Origin of the sequence: Mucilaginibacter sp., assembly GCF_039925265.1 — a bacterium.
In the GTDB taxonomy this organism is placed as follows: Bacteria; Bacteroidota; Bacteroidia; order Sphingobacteriales; family Sphingobacteriaceae; genus Mucilaginibacter.
The window spans coordinates 128,342-143,755 of the sequence record NZ_JBDSZG010000008.1 but is presented as its reverse complement, the minus strand read 5'-3'; the positions used below and the strand labels follow the sequence as shown (position 1 = coordinate 143,755).

Here is a 15,414-nt window from a genome sequence, read left to right as displayed (position 1 = left end):
GTTAAAACGAAAACTTAAGGTAGTTAATGTTTTTGTTATGCTTCAAATATTTTTTCTCGTAATAGGTTTTTATCGATAGCACCTCATCCGCAAATTCCGAATGGTACAGGTCCTCCGTACGGGCGTGGAGGGGGAGGCTCAGCTCGGCTATCTTATCGGCAGTGTAAGCGTGCAGGCCATCGTTATCCGTTTTTAAATTCACACAGCCACCGGGTTTTAACAATACACGGTACTTATCCAAAAAGCGGGGCGAGGTTAGTCGTTTCTTCTCGCGGCTCAGCTGGGGTTGCGGGTCGGGGAAGGTGATCCAGATCTCGTCTACCTCGCCGGCAGAAAAGTAGTCATTAAGGTTCTCAATCTGTATCCGCAGGAAAGCAACGTTAGGCACACCATCTTCCAGCGCGGTTTTAGCACCACGCCAAATGCGGTTGCCCTTATAATCAACCCCAATAAAATTCTTATCGGGAAACAGCTCAGCAAGGTTTACCGTGTATTCGCCTTTACCGCAGGCCAGTTCCAGCACAACGGGGTTGTCGTTCTTAAAAAAGTCGAGAGCCCATTTGCCCTGGTAGGGTTTGCCCGCGTCCAGTTGCAGCACATTGCTAAAAGTATCTATCTCGGCAAAACGCCTTATTTTGTCTTTTCCCATAAAGGCGCAAAAATAAAAAAATAAACGGGGCTTCGTTGGGTTCTGTTGTTATGTTCTGTTGTGCCTTGTTAGGTGCTGGTATGGGTTATGAGCGTCAGTGGATGTTACTTTCTTTTTAGCGGAAAAAAAGAACGGCGAAGCCCTCTTGAGCACCGATAAAAAAAATAAACAATCGCGAAAAAAGTAACCTCCACAGGCTTAACATAACTTACTGCACTAACCTAACAAGGCGCAACAGCAACCGCAACCGCCACTCCTCCCTTCCTACAACTGCAACCGCCACTTCCCCCCCGGTCACAACCCCATAAAAACCACCCCTCCCACCGCTACTAAAAAACCAAATCCCTACCTTGCGCGTTATACCACCATGGCCGATAAAAAAACACTGATACTGGGTGCCACGCCCGACGCAAGCCGCTACGCCTACCTCGCCGCTAACCGACTGGTGAGCCGTGGGCACAGCATCGTAAACGTGGGCATCAAAACCGGCGAAGTAGCTGGCGTACCCATCGAAAAGCCCGAAACCATCCACACCGATATTGATACCATAACCCTGTACGTAGGCCCGCAAAACCAGCCGCCCCTGTACGATTATATCCTCAACACCAAGCCCAAACGCATCATATTTAACCCCGGCACCGAAAACGCCGACCTCCGCCGCATGGCCCACGAAAACGGCATCGAAACCGACTATGCTTGTACGCTGGTGCTATTGAGTATTGGGCAGTATTAGTGGGGAGTTGTGAGTGGAGAGTAGGGAGTAGTGAATGGTGAGTAGTTTTCTTTTTTGTCATGGTGAGCGATAGCGACACCATCTAATCCCAAAGCGGCAGGTAGCCGAAACGCTTTTTTACAGGAAAACCACCGCTGGTACCAATAGGCCAGTGCAGCCCTGCTATACGCTTATACGCGCACAAGGCCTTAGTCACAGGCCGGTACCCGCTGCTATCAGGTTTGGTGTTGGCGGGCTTGTGCTGTTTCGGGTGTTTCACTTGTTACAGTAACTGGGGAGTGAAACAGCTGAAACAGGGTGGAAAGCGTGGCGGCTATCTTGCATGAGGGCCATGAGTGGGGATCCCTTGGGGGAGTTTCAACTGGATTTGATAAACAAACTGGAGAAAAGCAGGTTTAAATAACATGGCAGACGTACACTCCAAAGAAACCAGAAGCTACAATATGTCGCGCATTAGGTGTAAGGATACTAAGCCCGAACTGCTAAACTGCCCAGCATAAAAAGATCACTTATAGTCGATTGACAAGAGGAACCGCTATGGCTAAATTGCACAATGTTAACTTTTTATTTAATGACCGACCAGCCGACAACTTGCCCTATGTGTGGCGCGAGAACTGAAGTAATTTGCGATTTCTTGCATACCAATATTGGAGCATTAATTAATGCGTGCATCAATATCCAATGTAAACATGTATTTTTCGAAATAGAAAACGACAAATGAAAAGCAATCCTCTAACTTTTATCGATCAGCAAAGCGTCAAGGTTGATTTCAAAAAACATTTAGATGATGAGGACAATCAACGCATATTATTTTCGGCTCGCTTTGGCGCTGGTAAGTCTACATTTCTTAAGAACTATTTTGAAAATTCCCAGGATTATATATCGCTTAAACTCTATCCCGTTAATTATTCAATAGCTAATAATAAAGACGTATTTGAATTAATCAAATATGATTTAATTTATGAATTGTTATCTAACCATCCAGATGACGTTCAATTGGAGAAAGATGACTATTCTTTTTCTTTATTGGCTCAAATCTTCATTTTACATAATTTAAAAGTTGATCCATTACTTAAAGCAATTTTAAAAGCAAGCTCACCGGAATCCGAAGCTTATGCTGATATTATGGAACAACTGAATGGCATTGTAAAGCAATATTCTACTTACAAGAAAGATGTAACTAACGATGAGTTTTCCTTGCTGAACAAGTATATCGCTCAACTGAAAAGCTTCAGAGGTACGGCACACGAGCATGATCAAATATCTGAGTTGATAACTGCGATGTTGCAACGCGTGAAGAGTGTCAACATCGAAAATAATCCAGGCATCAAAACTGTTCTCATAATTGATGATATTGATAGATTAGATCCAGAGCATGTATTTAGGTTATTTAATATATTTAGTGCCCACTACGACAGTATTACTGAGGAGAATAAATTTGGGTTTGATAGAGTAATTTTCGTTTGTGATTATAACAACATTAGGCTCATGTATGAGCATAGATATGGTAAGGGAGTGGACTTTAGTGGATATATCGACAAATTTTACTCTACTGATGTCTTTTATTATGACAATAGAAAATATATTACAAGAAATTTTTGCCAAAAAGCAACAAAATATAGATGTTAAACTGTACTCAAAATATTTACCACGAACATCAAACTATTTTTATCTTGCGTTTGAATACCTATTGCGATCGTTTTTTGAAATAAATGCATTAACGTTAAGGAACTTGGAACAATTTTCCGTTTATGACTTACCTATATACAGTTTTAAAGCCGGGAAGCAAAATTACGAATACCCGGCAAATCGCTATCCGTTTTTAGTGCTTTTCCATTTAGTTAAGAAACTAATAAGTATAAGTCAAATTGAATCTCTTTTGGTAACATTATCGAATAAATACGAGATTGATAACAGCTCCTTAGACTTATTATCTCGTGACGCTGAAGAAGTGCAAACATATTTAAAGGAAATTAGCTTAGAATTTATGGTTAGTAGCTTAGATTATTTCAATAAAGCTTCTGTGCATCCACAGCATAAAAACAAAATATTAGCTATTGGGAACAGGATTGTCTATTATACGCTGGATCGTGACGGTCCAAATGCGAGATATGTTCAGTTTCGAGAACCAACCATCGAGGACCCAACGCAGACAAAACCTATAGAAAATAATGTGTTTAATTTTTTATTAGATGCATTAAAGAAAAGTGAAAATCTGGTTAAAATCAGTTAATCCTTAATTGTCCCCACCCATGAAACCTGGCCAAACTCTCTGGACAAAAGAGCAACTTATCTTAGCCATAAACCTGTATAGTAAAATACGGTTTGGGCAGATGCATGCCAATAATGCGGAGGTTAAGGATTTGGCGGGTATTATTGATAGGTCGCCGAGTGCCATAGCACGCAAGCTGGGCAACTTCGCCAGTTTCGACCCGAAGCTGCAAGCCCGTGGCGTTAGGGGCTTAGAGAACGCCAGTAAACTGGATAAACAGGTTTGGCAGGAATACATGCATAATTGGGATCAACAATTTATTGAAAGCGAAGTGCTGCTGGCCCAAAAAAAGAACACCACCATTGAGGCCTTGAATCCGATAGACGAGGAAGATTTTGAGCCGATGGAGGGCAGGCAGGCCGTACGGTCGGTAATGGTGCGGCTCAATCAAACGGCTTTCCGCAAAATGGTGTTAAGCAACTTCGATAACAAATGCTGCATTACAGGTATCGACCAAATTTCGCTACTGGTAGCCAGCCACATTTTGCCGTGGAGTAAAGATGAGGGCAATAGGCTCAACCCCAAGAATGGATTGGCGCTAAATTGCCTGCACGATAAAGCATTCGATAGAGGCTTATTAACCATCACCGAAGATTTGAAGATAAAAGTGTCGTCCCTATTGCTGAAAAGCGCTGTGCCAAGCGTTGCCCAAAACTTCGCGGCTTATGAGGGCAAGCCGTTAAACGCGCCGAAGAAATTCTCGTTGGATGCCGAGTTTCTAAAGGTTCACAATGGCACTTTCAAACCCTAAAGTTCACTTATATCCGATTGCCCACCTCAACCCGTCCGGCTAATTTAGCCGGGTGCCCAATATCAAATTCAATTACCTCTACCGCGATGCCGGTAACTATAAAAACTATGGATCGGTAGTATTTGCCAATCCGGATAATATTTCGCTGCTGGATTTAGAAATATTCATCCGTGCCAATCTTATTGAAGAACAATGGTTTTACAATCATCTCTGGCATGTGCCCGACCTGCACTTCGGCACCTGGGATAACGAGTTGGATCATACTTATCACGAGTTCGAGAGCATTGAATACACCGATGAACCTGTAAACGCAGGGTTTTTAAAAATCGATAATGTTTCATTTCTTCCGTAGCTCCCGCGTTAAGGATTGCAGCGGGTACCGGCCCTCGGGCATAAGGCCTGCAGGCGTATGAGCGGAAAGCCTGGGCCGCAGGCAACGCCCATAATTTCCTGTTTTGATAAGGGGCTTGCGGCCTGGCTTATATTTTGCTTATTTTAGCACATCAAAGCATTAACAATGATGAAAAAGCTGATGATAATTATCCTGCTGCTATCTGCTACCCTTGCCTTTGCGCAAAAGATACAGCACCCCAAACAAGCCATGACAGACGCGCAAGTAGCCACCATACTGGCCGACATGCAGAAAAAAGGCAGCGACGGCGAAAAGGTGCTGGCCCTCAGCGCCGGCGTTAAAGACAAAGGCATTAAGGTAGACCAGCTTGCCACTCTGCTTAACCAGTTCGGCACCGACCAAAGCAAACTCATCTGCGCCAAGTTTGCCTTCCAATACACGGTAGACTATAAAAAGTACGACAAAATTCAGGACCTCTTCGGCGACGAGGAAAGCAAGCGTGAGCTGGAGGATTTTGTGAAGAAGAATAGGTAAAGGGGAAGTAGTAGTGGCGGTGGCGGTTGCAGGAGCGGTTGTAGCTGCAGGGGTGCAGTAGCGGTTGCAGGAGATTTGCTGTTGTGCCTTGTTAGGAGCGTAATGTGGCTTATTTACGTCAGTCTGCTCTTGGCCGCAGGGGCCCATTACTTTTGATGCACCAAAAGTAACAAAAGTGCTTTCAGCAATTAGGCTTCTTTGCCGCACAGGCCTTCCCCCTGCAATGCGGGCATAACCACGGGCTGTGAAAATTTGCCCCTCGCTTCGCCGCTCAAACCCTACGCTTCAGTAAAAATTCAAATGCCCCTCCCGCCGCACAGCCCACCGCGTTCTGCCCGCTTTCATCCGAAGCTGAGCTGCTGAACCAAGATTAATGGGATTTTTACGATTCAAGGGATTTGATTTGCAAAACAACTGAACCTAACGAAGCCCCTTCCTCAATCGGCCTCGGGAATGCACGGGTGGCACAGGCTCTGAACACTCACTAACTTTAATAGGGCATAACCAAGCCGAGAGTTTATTCACGGTTGTTTATTTTTAAGGTGTTCATGAGGTCGCTGCGCTAAGTTTTTCTTTGGTTACTTTCTTTTTAGCGGAAAAAAAGAAAGTGACATCCACAGGCTTGGCATAACCCCCGACCCACTCCTAACAAGGCACAAGCCGAACGAGCCAACCCCACCAACAACTAACAAGGCACAAACCAACAACACCCACTACCACTTAACGAAGCACACTCCACAACCCAACCACCCTCCCTATAATATCCCTATATTGCCCCTCAATAAAAACAGAAGCATCGGTTTGGTGGTTGCACCAAATGATAATCAGATCAACTTTCATGAAAAATTACTACTTCCTACTCTTCGCAGCTATAATATTATCGTCGTGTTCTAAAAAGATACTGCCGTATGCCGCTACCAATAAGGTGTACGCCACCCAAACCGACAGCCTTATTGCCGTGATACAAAAGCAGGACACCATTACCCTTGCCGATAGCCTGGGCAAAGCCATCCCCAGCGAATGGGTGGGCACGGTGAACTTTAACCTCCGCAAGCCTAATTATGTAATTATCCACTATACCGCGCAGGACTCATTGGCGCAAACGCTTAAAACCTTCACGCTGGTAAAACCGCAGGTGAGCGCGCATTACGTGGTGAGTAAAGACGGCAAAATTGTACACATGCTGAACGATTACCTGCGTGCCTGGCATGCCGGCATCAGCAAATGGGGCAGCATCAGCGATATGAACAGCTGTTCGATAGGCATCGAACTGGATAATAACGGTAAGGAACCCTTCGCCCCGGCGCAGGTGAAAAGCCTGCTTGCCCTGCTGGCGCAACTGAAAAAGGTGTATAACATCCCCACCAACAACTTCATTGGCCATGGCGACATTGCCCCTCCCCGCAAACCCGACCCGGGCGTGTTTTTCCCTTGGGCGCAGCTTGCTAAAAAAGGCTTCGGCCAATGGGCGGATGTGGAGCAACAAGTCGCCCCGGAAAACTTTGATTATGTAACCGCCCTGCGCCTCATCGGGTACGATACGAGTAACCTTCCCGCCGCCATCAGCGCCTTTAAACGCCACTTCGTCCAAACCGACGACCTGCCTGTACTCAGCTGCTGCGACATGGATGTGTTGTATAATGTATATAGGAAGTATTGAGGAAGCCTCACCTGCCCTCTCCAAAGGAGAGGGTTTTAAAATACTTTTTTTTAAGTCCTCTCCTTTGGAGGGTAAATAGCCTATCAGAAGCCGGTGTTTATTAAATTTCGTTACGGGTTTATAATAAAAGTTTTAAGTTTTATGGTGACACTATTTTGGTGAAAATAATGTTAACCCTGCATTTTTTTATTTTATTGATTATCAGATGATTAAAAACTAAATATCGAAATTGTGTTAAGTTATGTTAACCCTAATCAAGCATGTTTATAATCAGTAAAATGGGGCAAAAATTGAATATGCTGTCTTTTAATGGGCTATTACTCTTTGGGGAGGATTTAGGTGGGGCTTCTACGGCTGGCAAGCTGTAAAACAAAAAATGCCCATCTGTTGGCAGATGGGCATCAAGATTTTTAAAAGGCTCCCCCTTCAGGGGGCCGGGGGGCTTCGCCTTCAGGGGGCCGGGGGGCTTCGCCTTACTTCTTCACCCACCCATCCTTCAGCGTAACCGTACGGTTAAACACCAGTTTATCGGCGGTGGAGGTTTTATCCAGCGTGAAATAACCTTTACGCATAAACTGCACCGGGGTGCCAATTTTAGCGTTGGCAAGGTCGGCCTCTATGTAGGCTGCGGGGAGTACCTGCAGGCTGTTGGGGTTTATGTAATCTTTAAAATCGCCGTCCTCGTTGCTTGGGTCTTCCACCTGGAAGAGGCGGTCGTACAGGCGCACTTCGGCGGTTTTGCCGTGTTCTACACTCACCCAATGGATGGTACCTTTAACGTTGATGCCGCTGGTATCGTTCCCGCTTTGCGATTCGGGGATGTACGTGCAATGGATCTCGGTGATTTTGCCATCGGCATCCTTTACCACGCTTTCACCTTTTACAATGTAAGCGTTTTTGAGACGTACCATACCGCCAATGCTCAGGCGGAAGTATTTTTTGGCGGGCACTTCCATAAAGTCCTCGCGTTCTATCCAAATCTCACGGCCAAAATTAAAAGCGCGACTACCATCGCCACCCTCAGCTTCCGGGTTGTTTTCCCCATGAAATAGCTCGGTTTTACCTTCTTCGTAATTGGTGATCACCAGCTTCACAGGGTCCAGCACGGCCATACGGCGCCAGGCGGTTTTGTTCAGATCCTCGCGGATGCAAAACTCCAGCAAACCAACATCTATCATATTCTCGCGCTTGGCCACGCCAATGCGCTCGCAAAACTCACGGATGCTGGCAGGCGTGTAACCACGGCGGCGCAGGCCACTAATGGTAGGCATCCGTGGGTCGTCCCAACTGTCAACATGGCCATCCTCTACCAGTTGCAGCAGCTTGCGCTTGCTCATTACGGTGTAGTTCAGGTTCAGGCGGGCAAACTCGTATTGCTTGCTCGGGAACAGTTCCAGCTTCTCTATAAACCACTCGTACAGCGGGCGGTGAGGGATAAACTCCACCGTGCATATCGAGTGGGTGATCTCTTCAATGGCATCGCTTTGTCCGTGTGCAAAATCGTACATAGGGTAAATGCACCAGGCATCGCCGGTACGGTGATGGTGGGCATGTTTAATGCGGTACATCAAAGGGTCGCGCAGTTGCATATTGGGTGCGGCAAGGTCAACCTTGGCACGTAGCACTTTGGCACCGTCGGGGTATTTACCAGCCTTCATGTCGGCAAACAAAGCTAAGTTTTCCTCAACGCTACGGCTGCGGAACTCGTTAGCCACACCCGGTTCGGTTGGCGTACCTTTTTGTATAGCAATTTCCTCGGCGGTGCTATCGTCCACGTAGGCAAGGCCTTGTTTGGTCAGTTCAACGGCCAGGTCGTATAGTTGTTCAAAATAGTCAGATGCGTAAAGTTCTTCGGCCCAGTCGAAACCAAGCCATTTTACGTCTTCCTTAATGCTGTCTACATACTCCACATCCTCTTTTACAGGGTTGGTATCATCAAAACGCAGGTTGGTTTTACCGTTGTAACGCTGTGCCAAACCAAAGTTAAGGCATATGGCTTTCGCGTGCCCGATATGCAAATAACCGTTCGGCTCCGGCGGAAAGCGGGTTAACACCCTGCCATCGTTCTTCCCGGCAGCCAAATCTGCCTCAACAATTTCCTCTATAAAATTCAGTGATCTTTCTTCGCTCATGGTATCTCTAACAGGCTGCAAAAGTACGGAAAAATCATCTGAATCAGAATTTACAGGATTTTAGAATTTACAGAATATGATTAGCAATTAATATTGATTTTGCGCGGTGAAGCTGATCAGGCATTCTGAAAATTTATTAATTCTGTAAACGGCGAAGCCCTCTCGAACGCCATAGCTACCACTCCCGTGAAAAATTCTGATTCAGACAACAATGGCAATGGAATTTTTTGATGATAGATTGGTCCGCAGAGCCCAACGAAGCCCTAAAAAAACCGGCATCAGGAACGGTCGGGTGGCACAGGCCATGAACATCCACTAACTTTCATAGAGCGTAACGTGGCCGGCACTTTTCTTTGGTTCGTTTCTTTTGGTGTCAAAAGAAATGAACATCCACAAGCTTAGCATAATTTTACTGCCCGCTCCTAACAGCGCATTACAGAACAATCAGTACAAACCTCTCCACTAACAAGCTACAACACAACAACGCAATCAAAAACTATTTTACTACTTTTACCAACAACCAATCGGCATTTCCCATGAGCGATACCCAATTCAACCGTCCCATTCGTGTTTTAGTAGCCAAGGTAGGGCTGGACGGGCACGACCGCGGCGCCCGTATCATAGCCACCACGCTGCGTGACGCCGGCATGGAAGTGATCTACACCGGCTTACGCCAAACACCGGAAATGGTAGTAAACACCGCCCTGCAGGAAGATGTGGACGCTATCGGCATCAGTATTCTCTCCGGTGCGCACATGACAGTTTTCCCTAAGGTAATGGCGCTCATCAAGCAAAAAGGCATGAGCGATGTACTGCTCACCGGTGGCGGCATTATTCCGGCAGATGATATGGCCGAGCTAAAAAAAATAGGCGTAGGCGAACTGTTCCCACCCGGAACCAGCACCGCAGATATCGTAAAATACATCACCAACTGGGTACACGCCAACCGTAACTTTTAATACCAAAAGCATGGAATTTCAAAACCTCTTAATAGAAAATAAAGGGCGTATCCAATACATCATCATCAACCGCGAAAGCAAGCTGAATGCCCTCAACAAGCAAACCCTTCAGGAACTACATACCACCCTTACCGATGCTTTTAACAACGCCGAGGTTGGTGGCATTATCATTACCGGCGCAGGCACCAAAGCCTTTGTAGCCGGTGCTGATATCTCCGAATTTGCTGGTCAGGATGCGGACGGCGGCCGCAAAATAGCCCAGGAGGGGCAAAGCCGGGTATTTGATGTAATAGCCAATGGCGGCAAACCGGTAATTGCCGCGGTAAACGGCTTCGCCCTTGGTGGCGGACTGGAACTGGCTATGGCCTGCCATATCCGCATCTCAAGCGATAACGCCAAAATGGGCCTGCCGGAAGTTACACTGGGCTTGATCCCGGGCTACGGCGGCACCCAGCGTTTAACCCAACTGGTAGGCCGCGGCAAAGCCCTGGAGATGATTATGACGGCAGATATGGCAACCGCTGCCCAGGCATTGCAATCCGGCCTGGTAAACCACGTGGTACCTCAAGAAGAGTTGCTGCTTAAAGCAGAAGAGATCCTCAATAAAATACTTACCCGCGCGCCATTAGCACTGGCATCGGCAATAAAGGCTGTCAACGCTGCTTCAACAGGTGGGGTGAACGGTTTTGAGGTGGAGATAACCGAGTTTTCCAATTGCTTCGGCACGGAAGATTTTACAGAAGGCGTGGCGGCATTTTTGGACAAACGCAAGCCCGAATTTAAGGGCAGGTAACAAAAGCTTAATGGACGCGTTGCCGGCAATACTGTAACTTTACCAGATGTTTGATCTTAAAAAACTAATCTTTATAACGCTTTGCACCATGGCGTCTTTCGCCACCAAAGCACAGTTATCTAACAGGGTGCAATTGAGCATAGGGCCCGACGTTGGTATAGTAACCGGTACGCTTGCCAATACCCACTCTGCAATGTTTGGCGGTTCGGTGCAGGTAGGGTTCCCGCTCAACAGGGGGCTTTAATTCACTATTGACGGTGGTTATAATTACTTTTTGGGCAAAAGGCAATCCAGCGCACAACCACCAAATATTCCGGAGGTAAATTATATTGGTGTAAAGTCGGTACCTGCAAAGCTGGGATTAAAGTATTATCCCAGTTCGATCTTGTTTGTGCAGGGCGAAGCAGGGGCAGCCTTCTTTTCCGGCACCCCGCGCACAGCACATGAAGCAGGTACGGCTTTTGTTTATTCGCCTCAAATTGGAGTGGAATTGCCTGTGGGCAGCCACCGCTTCATTGCATCACTGCGCTACCAATCCACCTTGCCAAAAGCAAATAACTCTGTTAAAGTAAGCTTCCTGGGATTGCATACTGGGTTCGTTTTTGATTAAAAACGGCCCCGGCATTGCCGCTATGACACTCGCCTGACCAAAAACCTTATTTAGTCAAAAAATAAAATACTATTAATCAATCGATTAAATATTCCTTACAATTGGATGAAAAAACCTTGCCGATTTCATGCTTTACTTTGCCTGTGCTAAACAAAAAAGCACAGATTTTAAATAACAAAGTCATGAAAAACGCATTAAAAATCACAACACTTGCATTAGCTTTCGCCGGATTATCATTTGCTGCAAAAGCTCAAACTACTACCACTACATCAACCACTACTTCAGGCGGCGTACGCTACAGCATCGGCGTTGATGCAGGCATCCCAACCGGCACTTTTAACAACGGCTTTAAATGGAACTTAGGCGGTTCGGTACAGGCAGATATCCCTGTGGCTAACCAGTTATTTTTTACCTTAAACGCGGGTTACAATAACGTATTTGGCGAAACCATTCACATAGCAGGCGGCAATACAAGTTCTACTCTTGAGGTTCCAAACCTGCAATTGCTACCAGTTAAAGCCGGTTTAAAATTCTTCCCGGTAGCTAACTTCTACATTCAGGGCGAAGCCGGTGCGGCCTTCCTGCTAAACAAATCAGATTTCTTTAACGATAAATCTGTAGCCTTTGTTTACGCTCCGCAAATTGGTGTTCAGTTCCCGGTTAGCGCAAATGGCAACTTTATTGATGCAGGTGTACGTTACGAAGGTACCACCAAATATAGCAGCGCATCTGATGCCAGCAAAGTAAACTTTGTAGGCGTACGCCTGGCTTACGGTTTCTAATATCGCCCTACATTTACAACAATTTAAAAAACAAAAGAAAGGAAGCCCGCCAGCTTCCTTTTTTATTTGGCGGCGTTTGATTTTAACGGGGACGTTACGTTAGAGTTAATAACCAATAGCCGTTATATAGATTTCTTTGCACTAAGAATGGGCTTTTGGGTTTTAACTACAACGCATCCCCAATTTCCTGTAAGCAGTTGTAAGCGATAGTTTTTAGGTGGTTTATTGTGGGTCAATACCTCATCTTCTTTTTTGTCAATATTAATTATTTCGAAAAGATTGGCAAATATTTGTACCTTACCTACCTATTACGCTACCTAATAACTTTTTTTTCCGATATGAAGACGATTCTCATCATTGATGACGAGGTTAATGTAGGGCTGTTGCTATCTAAGTTCTTAAGGCGCAACGGTTTTGATGTAGATACTGCCACAAACGGCAGCAGCGGAATGGAGTGCCTGAAAAATAAAGATTACAATCTGGTGCTTTGCGATTTTAGGCTGGAGGATACCGATGGCCGCGAAATGCTGAAAAACATCAAGGCGCTTTACCTAAAAACGGGCGTAATTATCATCACCGGCTATTCGGATATTAAAATGGCGGTAGAACTCATTAAAATGGGTGCTTACGATTACATTACTAAGCCCCTTTATCCCGACGAGATATTAAACACCATAAATAAAGCCATAGAAACGCAATACGCATTGCAGGAAATGGCAGCTAACGATTACAGCACCGATAAGCCGCAGAAAGAAAGCAAAAAGCAAATATTATCCGGCGAGTTTGTTGTTGGTACCAGCCGTGCCTCAAAAGAATTATTAAAACAGATAGAACTGGTTGCGCCTACCAATTACAGCGTTATCATACTGGGCGAGAGCGGTACCGGCAAGGAGTCGGTTGCCAAAAGTATCCACTTAAACAGCCTGCGTGCAAACCAGCCATTTATAGCGATGGATTGTGGCTCGCTCACCAAAGAGCTTGCCGCAAGTGAGTTCTTCGGGCACGAAAAGGGCTCGTTCACCGGTGCTTTTGCAACTAAAATAGGCCACTTTGAAATGGCCAATGGCGGCACGCTTTTCTTAGATGAAGTGGGCAATCTTTCGTACGAGATCCAGGCTGCGCTGCTGCGTACTGTGCAGGAACGCAAAGTAAAACGCATTGGCAGCACAAAAGAGATAGACCTTGATGTGCGCATTATTATAGCCACCAATGAGAGTTTGCAGGACGGTATCGCTAAAGGCCGTTTCCGCGAGGACCTGTATCATCGTTTTAACGAGTTTAGTATCCAGATGCCGCCGCTGCGCGATCGTGGTAACGATATTATGATGCTGGCGGAATATTTCCTGAAAATTGCTAACCGCGAACTGGATAGGAATGTAACCAGCTTTTCGCCAGAGGTTGTAGAGTGCTTTATGAACTACCGTTGGCCGGGGAACATCCGCGAGCTGAAGAACGTAGTGCGCCGTGCAACCTTACTTACCGAAGGAACCGAGGTGGGGATGAAAACCCTTCCGCTGGAGATCTCAAACTTTAAAGTAACCGCTTACGAATCACATGGGAATAGCAGCCATAGCAACGGGCCGCCTTTCCAGGACCAACCCGAAGCAAAAGAGGCACCGAAGCACGACCTGAAAAACGCGGCGCTCGGTGCAGAGCACGATACCATACTAAAAGTACTGCGCGAGGTGAACTTTAATAAAACAAAAGCAGCCGAGATCCTGAATATCGATAGGAAAACGCTCTACAATAAAATGAAGGCCATCAACCTTAAATAATATCTATGTCAGCCACAACCGGCAACACGCCCGATGCTGATGCGCTTTTGATGCTGAAGCACGATATTAAAAACCAGCTATCCAACATCCAGCTGGCTATAGAAGGGTTGCGATATGAGGTAGAAGAGCTGGATGGCGATACCAGCTTATATATTGAAAGTATGCTTGCAGCAGCACAAAGGATTGATAAATTGCTGGATATTATACAAACGGATATTTAATTTCATATAGGCCCTGTACCACTAAAACTTTTTAGGCTTTCTTTGTTTATATAGCATACTTAAGGCTTTTCACGGGCATGTCCATTTTCAACTACAAGCAGCGTAATAATATCGTATTAGTAAGCATCATTGTGCTTGGCTGTTTCTTGTTATACGCTTTAAGCGAATTGTTCAGCTCTATCCTGGGCGCTATCGTGCTGTTCACCATCTTCCGTCCGTTTTTTTTATGGATGGTAGAGAAGAAAAGCCTCAACGCTACATTGGCGGCGCTCATCATCATCATTATTTCCCTTATTGTTATTGTAATACCATTCCTCTCCTTAAGTATTATGGTGATAGGGAAGATAGGCAGCATTAATAAGGATGCCATCCATATAGACCAATGGACCGCTAAGATAGACGCCTTTACCGGTGCAAATTTAAACCAGCCCCATTTTGCCGAGGAGACCCTGCAAAAGCTGGGCGCTTATGGTGCCGATTTGTTCCCGTCTATATTAGGCAGCGCGGTGAGCATTATACTTACCTTATTGGTGATGTACTTTTTAATGTACTTTATGTTTACGCAGATGCGCGCTTTTGAAACCGGGCTGCTTAAATACGCGCCCTTTCGCGAGCAGCACGCGCTTAAATTCGCACAAGCCCTGCGCGATTCTACCTTCTCCAACGTATTGGGGCAAGGTATCATTGCTATAACCCAAGGCGTATTACTGGCTATGGGCTTCTACGCGTTCGAAATTCCCGATGCCATTTTTTGGGGTGTAATAGGGGTGTTCCTGTCGTTTTTACCGGTGGTTGGCGCACCTACCATGTGTATACCGGCCAGTATTATATTTTTTGCAAGCGGACATAATTTAAAAGGCGTACTGCTGCTGGCTTATGGCTTGTTATTTATAGGCAATGTTGATAATGTATTGCGCGTTATCATCAATAAAAGAGTAGGCAATACGCATCCTATTATTTCTGTAATAGGAGTTTTCATCGGTCTACCACTTTTCGGCATACTTGGCCTGGTTTTTGGGCCTGTGTTGCTGTCATATTTCTTATTATTGCTGGAAATATACGAAACTAACCGCCTTGCTGCCGATAGGCTGGAACGAATAAGAACCGGAGTGGATACGTAACAATAGATGGCTGTTGAGCGTTATTAGTATATTGCAAAAATGCGTTTTAATCTATCGCAGCAAATAAATT

19 protein-coding genes are annotated in these 15,414 nt (G+C 45.7%); 16 read left to right on the top strand and 3 right to left on the bottom strand.

Features of this window, described 5'->3' with window-relative positions; translation table 11 throughout:
* Window position 1 precedes the first annotated feature (1 nt).
* On the bottom strand, window positions 2-649 hold the full coding sequence (gene trmB / locus ABIX36_RS02655) for a tRNA (guanosine(46)-N7)-methyltransferase TrmB (protein WP_348080614.1): 648 nt from the start codon (window positions 647-649) through the stop codon (window positions 2-4).
* Window positions 650-1,016: 367 nt separating this feature from the next.
* Between trmB and ABIX36_RS02650 the strand changes: the two genes are divergently transcribed.
* On the top strand, window positions 1,017-1,382 hold the full coding sequence (locus ABIX36_RS02650; RefSeq protein WP_348080613.1) for a CoA-binding protein: 366 nt from the start codon (window positions 1,017-1,019) through the stop codon (window positions 1,380-1,382).
* A gap of 82 nt (window positions 1,383-1,464) precedes the next feature.
* Here ABIX36_RS02650 and ABIX36_RS02645 read toward each other — a convergent pair whose 3' ends face one another.
* Window positions 1,465-1,641 (bottom strand): hypothetical protein, encoded by a 177-nt coding sequence (locus tag ABIX36_RS02645; protein ID WP_348080612.1) that lies wholly within the window; start codon window positions 1,639-1,641, stop codon window positions 1,465-1,467.
* Between the two features lie 145 nt (window positions 1,642-1,786).
* On the opposite strand from ABIX36_RS02645, the gene ABIX36_RS02640 reads away from it, so the two are divergent.
* The 7 genes from ABIX36_RS02640 to ABIX36_RS02610 all read left to right on the top strand — a co-directional run bounded on the left by ABIX36_RS02640 (window position 1,787) and on the right by ABIX36_RS02610 (window position 6,951).
* Window positions 1,787-1,882 carry a hypothetical protein gene (locus ABIX36_RS02640; protein ID WP_348080611.1) on the top strand — a complete coding sequence of 32 codons (96 nt, stop codon included), beginning with the start codon at window positions 1,787-1,789 and terminating at the stop codon, window positions 1,880-1,882.
* A gap of 217 nt (window positions 1,883-2,099) precedes the next feature.
* A complete protein-coding gene (locus ABIX36_RS02635) occupies window positions 2,100-3,011 on the top strand; it encodes a P-loop NTPase fold protein (protein WP_348080610.1) in 912 nt (303 codons plus the stop codon).
* Window positions 2,950-3,615 (top strand): hypothetical protein, encoded by a 666-nt coding sequence (locus ABIX36_RS02630; RefSeq protein WP_348080609.1) that lies wholly within the window; start codon window positions 2,950-2,952, stop codon window positions 3,613-3,615. Before ABIX36_RS02635 ends, ABIX36_RS02630 begins: the two co-directional genes overlap by 62 nt.
* Window positions 3,616-3,634: 19 nt before the next feature.
* Entirely contained in the window at window positions 3,635-4,405 is a 771-nt protein-coding gene (locus ABIX36_RS02625) for an HNH endonuclease (protein WP_348080608.1), read from the top strand.
* A 52-nt stretch (window positions 4,406-4,457) separates the two neighbouring features.
* Complete coding sequence (locus tag ABIX36_RS02620; RefSeq protein ID WP_348080607.1) at window positions 4,458-4,757, top strand: hypothetical protein; 300 nt, start codon at window positions 4,458-4,460, stop codon at window positions 4,755-4,757.
* A gap of 165 nt (window positions 4,758-4,922) precedes the next feature.
* The gene (locus tag ABIX36_RS02615) at window positions 4,923-5,291 is read left to right on the top strand and encodes a DUF4476 domain-containing protein (protein ID WP_348080606.1); all 369 of its coding nucleotides are present in this window, start codon (window positions 4,923-4,925) and stop codon (window positions 5,289-5,291) included.
* 838 nt (window positions 5,292-6,129) lie between these two features.
* On the top strand, window positions 6,130-6,951 hold the full coding sequence (locus tag ABIX36_RS02610; protein WP_348080605.1) for an N-acetylmuramoyl-L-alanine amidase: 822 nt from the start codon (window positions 6,130-6,132) through the stop codon (window positions 6,949-6,951).
* A 473-nt stretch (window positions 6,952-7,424) separates the two neighbouring features.
* On the opposite strand, the gene ABIX36_RS02605 is transcribed toward ABIX36_RS02610, so the two are convergent.
* Window positions 7,425-9,083, bottom strand: a complete 1,659-nt coding sequence (locus ABIX36_RS02605; RefSeq protein ID WP_348080604.1) for a glutamine--tRNA ligase/YqeY domain fusion protein — start codon at window positions 9,081-9,083, stop codon at window positions 7,425-7,427.
* A 536-nt stretch (window positions 9,084-9,619) separates the two neighbouring features.
* Here ABIX36_RS02605 and ABIX36_RS02600 point away from each other — a divergent pair.
* The 8 genes from ABIX36_RS02600 to ABIX36_RS02565 all read left to right on the top strand — a co-directional run bounded on the left by ABIX36_RS02600 (window position 9,620) and on the right by ABIX36_RS02565 (window position 15,344).
* Window positions 9,620-10,042, top strand: a complete 423-nt coding sequence (locus tag ABIX36_RS02600; protein WP_128533066.1) for a cobalamin B12-binding domain-containing protein — start codon at window positions 9,620-9,622, stop codon at window positions 10,040-10,042.
* Window positions 10,043-10,052: 10 nt separating this feature from the next.
* Window positions 10,053-10,835 (top strand): enoyl-CoA hydratase-related protein, encoded by a 783-nt coding sequence (locus ABIX36_RS02595; protein ID WP_348080603.1) that lies wholly within the window; start codon window positions 10,053-10,055, stop codon window positions 10,833-10,835.
* A 46-nt stretch (window positions 10,836-10,881) separates the two neighbouring features.
* Window positions 10,882-11,079 (top strand): hypothetical protein, encoded by a 198-nt coding sequence (locus ABIX36_RS02590; RefSeq protein ID WP_348080602.1) that lies wholly within the window; start codon window positions 10,882-10,884, stop codon window positions 11,077-11,079.
* A gap of 30 nt (window positions 11,080-11,109) precedes the next feature.
* Window positions 11,110-11,445 carry a hypothetical protein gene (locus tag ABIX36_RS02585; RefSeq protein ID WP_348080601.1) on the top strand — a complete coding sequence of 112 codons (336 nt, stop codon included), beginning with the start codon at window positions 11,110-11,112 and terminating at the stop codon, window positions 11,443-11,445.
* A 182-nt stretch (window positions 11,446-11,627) separates the two neighbouring features.
* Window positions 11,628-12,227, top strand: a complete 600-nt coding sequence (locus ABIX36_RS02580) for a hypothetical protein (protein ID WP_348080600.1) — start codon at window positions 11,628-11,630, stop codon at window positions 12,225-12,227.
* A 338-nt stretch (window positions 12,228-12,565) separates the two neighbouring features.
* Window positions 12,566-14,002 carry a sigma-54 dependent transcriptional regulator gene (locus ABIX36_RS02575; protein WP_348080599.1) on the top strand — a complete coding sequence of 479 codons (1,437 nt, stop codon included), beginning with the start codon at window positions 12,566-12,568 and terminating at the stop codon, window positions 14,000-14,002.
* A gap of 5 nt (window positions 14,003-14,007) precedes the next feature.
* Complete coding sequence (locus ABIX36_RS02570) at window positions 14,008-14,223, top strand: histidine kinase dimerization/phospho-acceptor domain-containing protein (RefSeq protein WP_348080598.1); 216 nt, start codon at window positions 14,008-14,010, stop codon at window positions 14,221-14,223.
* A gap of 77 nt (window positions 14,224-14,300) precedes the next feature.
* Window positions 14,301-15,344, top strand: coding sequence for an AI-2E family transporter (locus ABIX36_RS02565; protein WP_348080597.1), 1,044 nt, complete (start codon window positions 14,301-14,303; stop codon window positions 15,342-15,344).
* The last annotated feature ends 70 nt before the right edge of the window (window positions 15,345-15,414 follow it).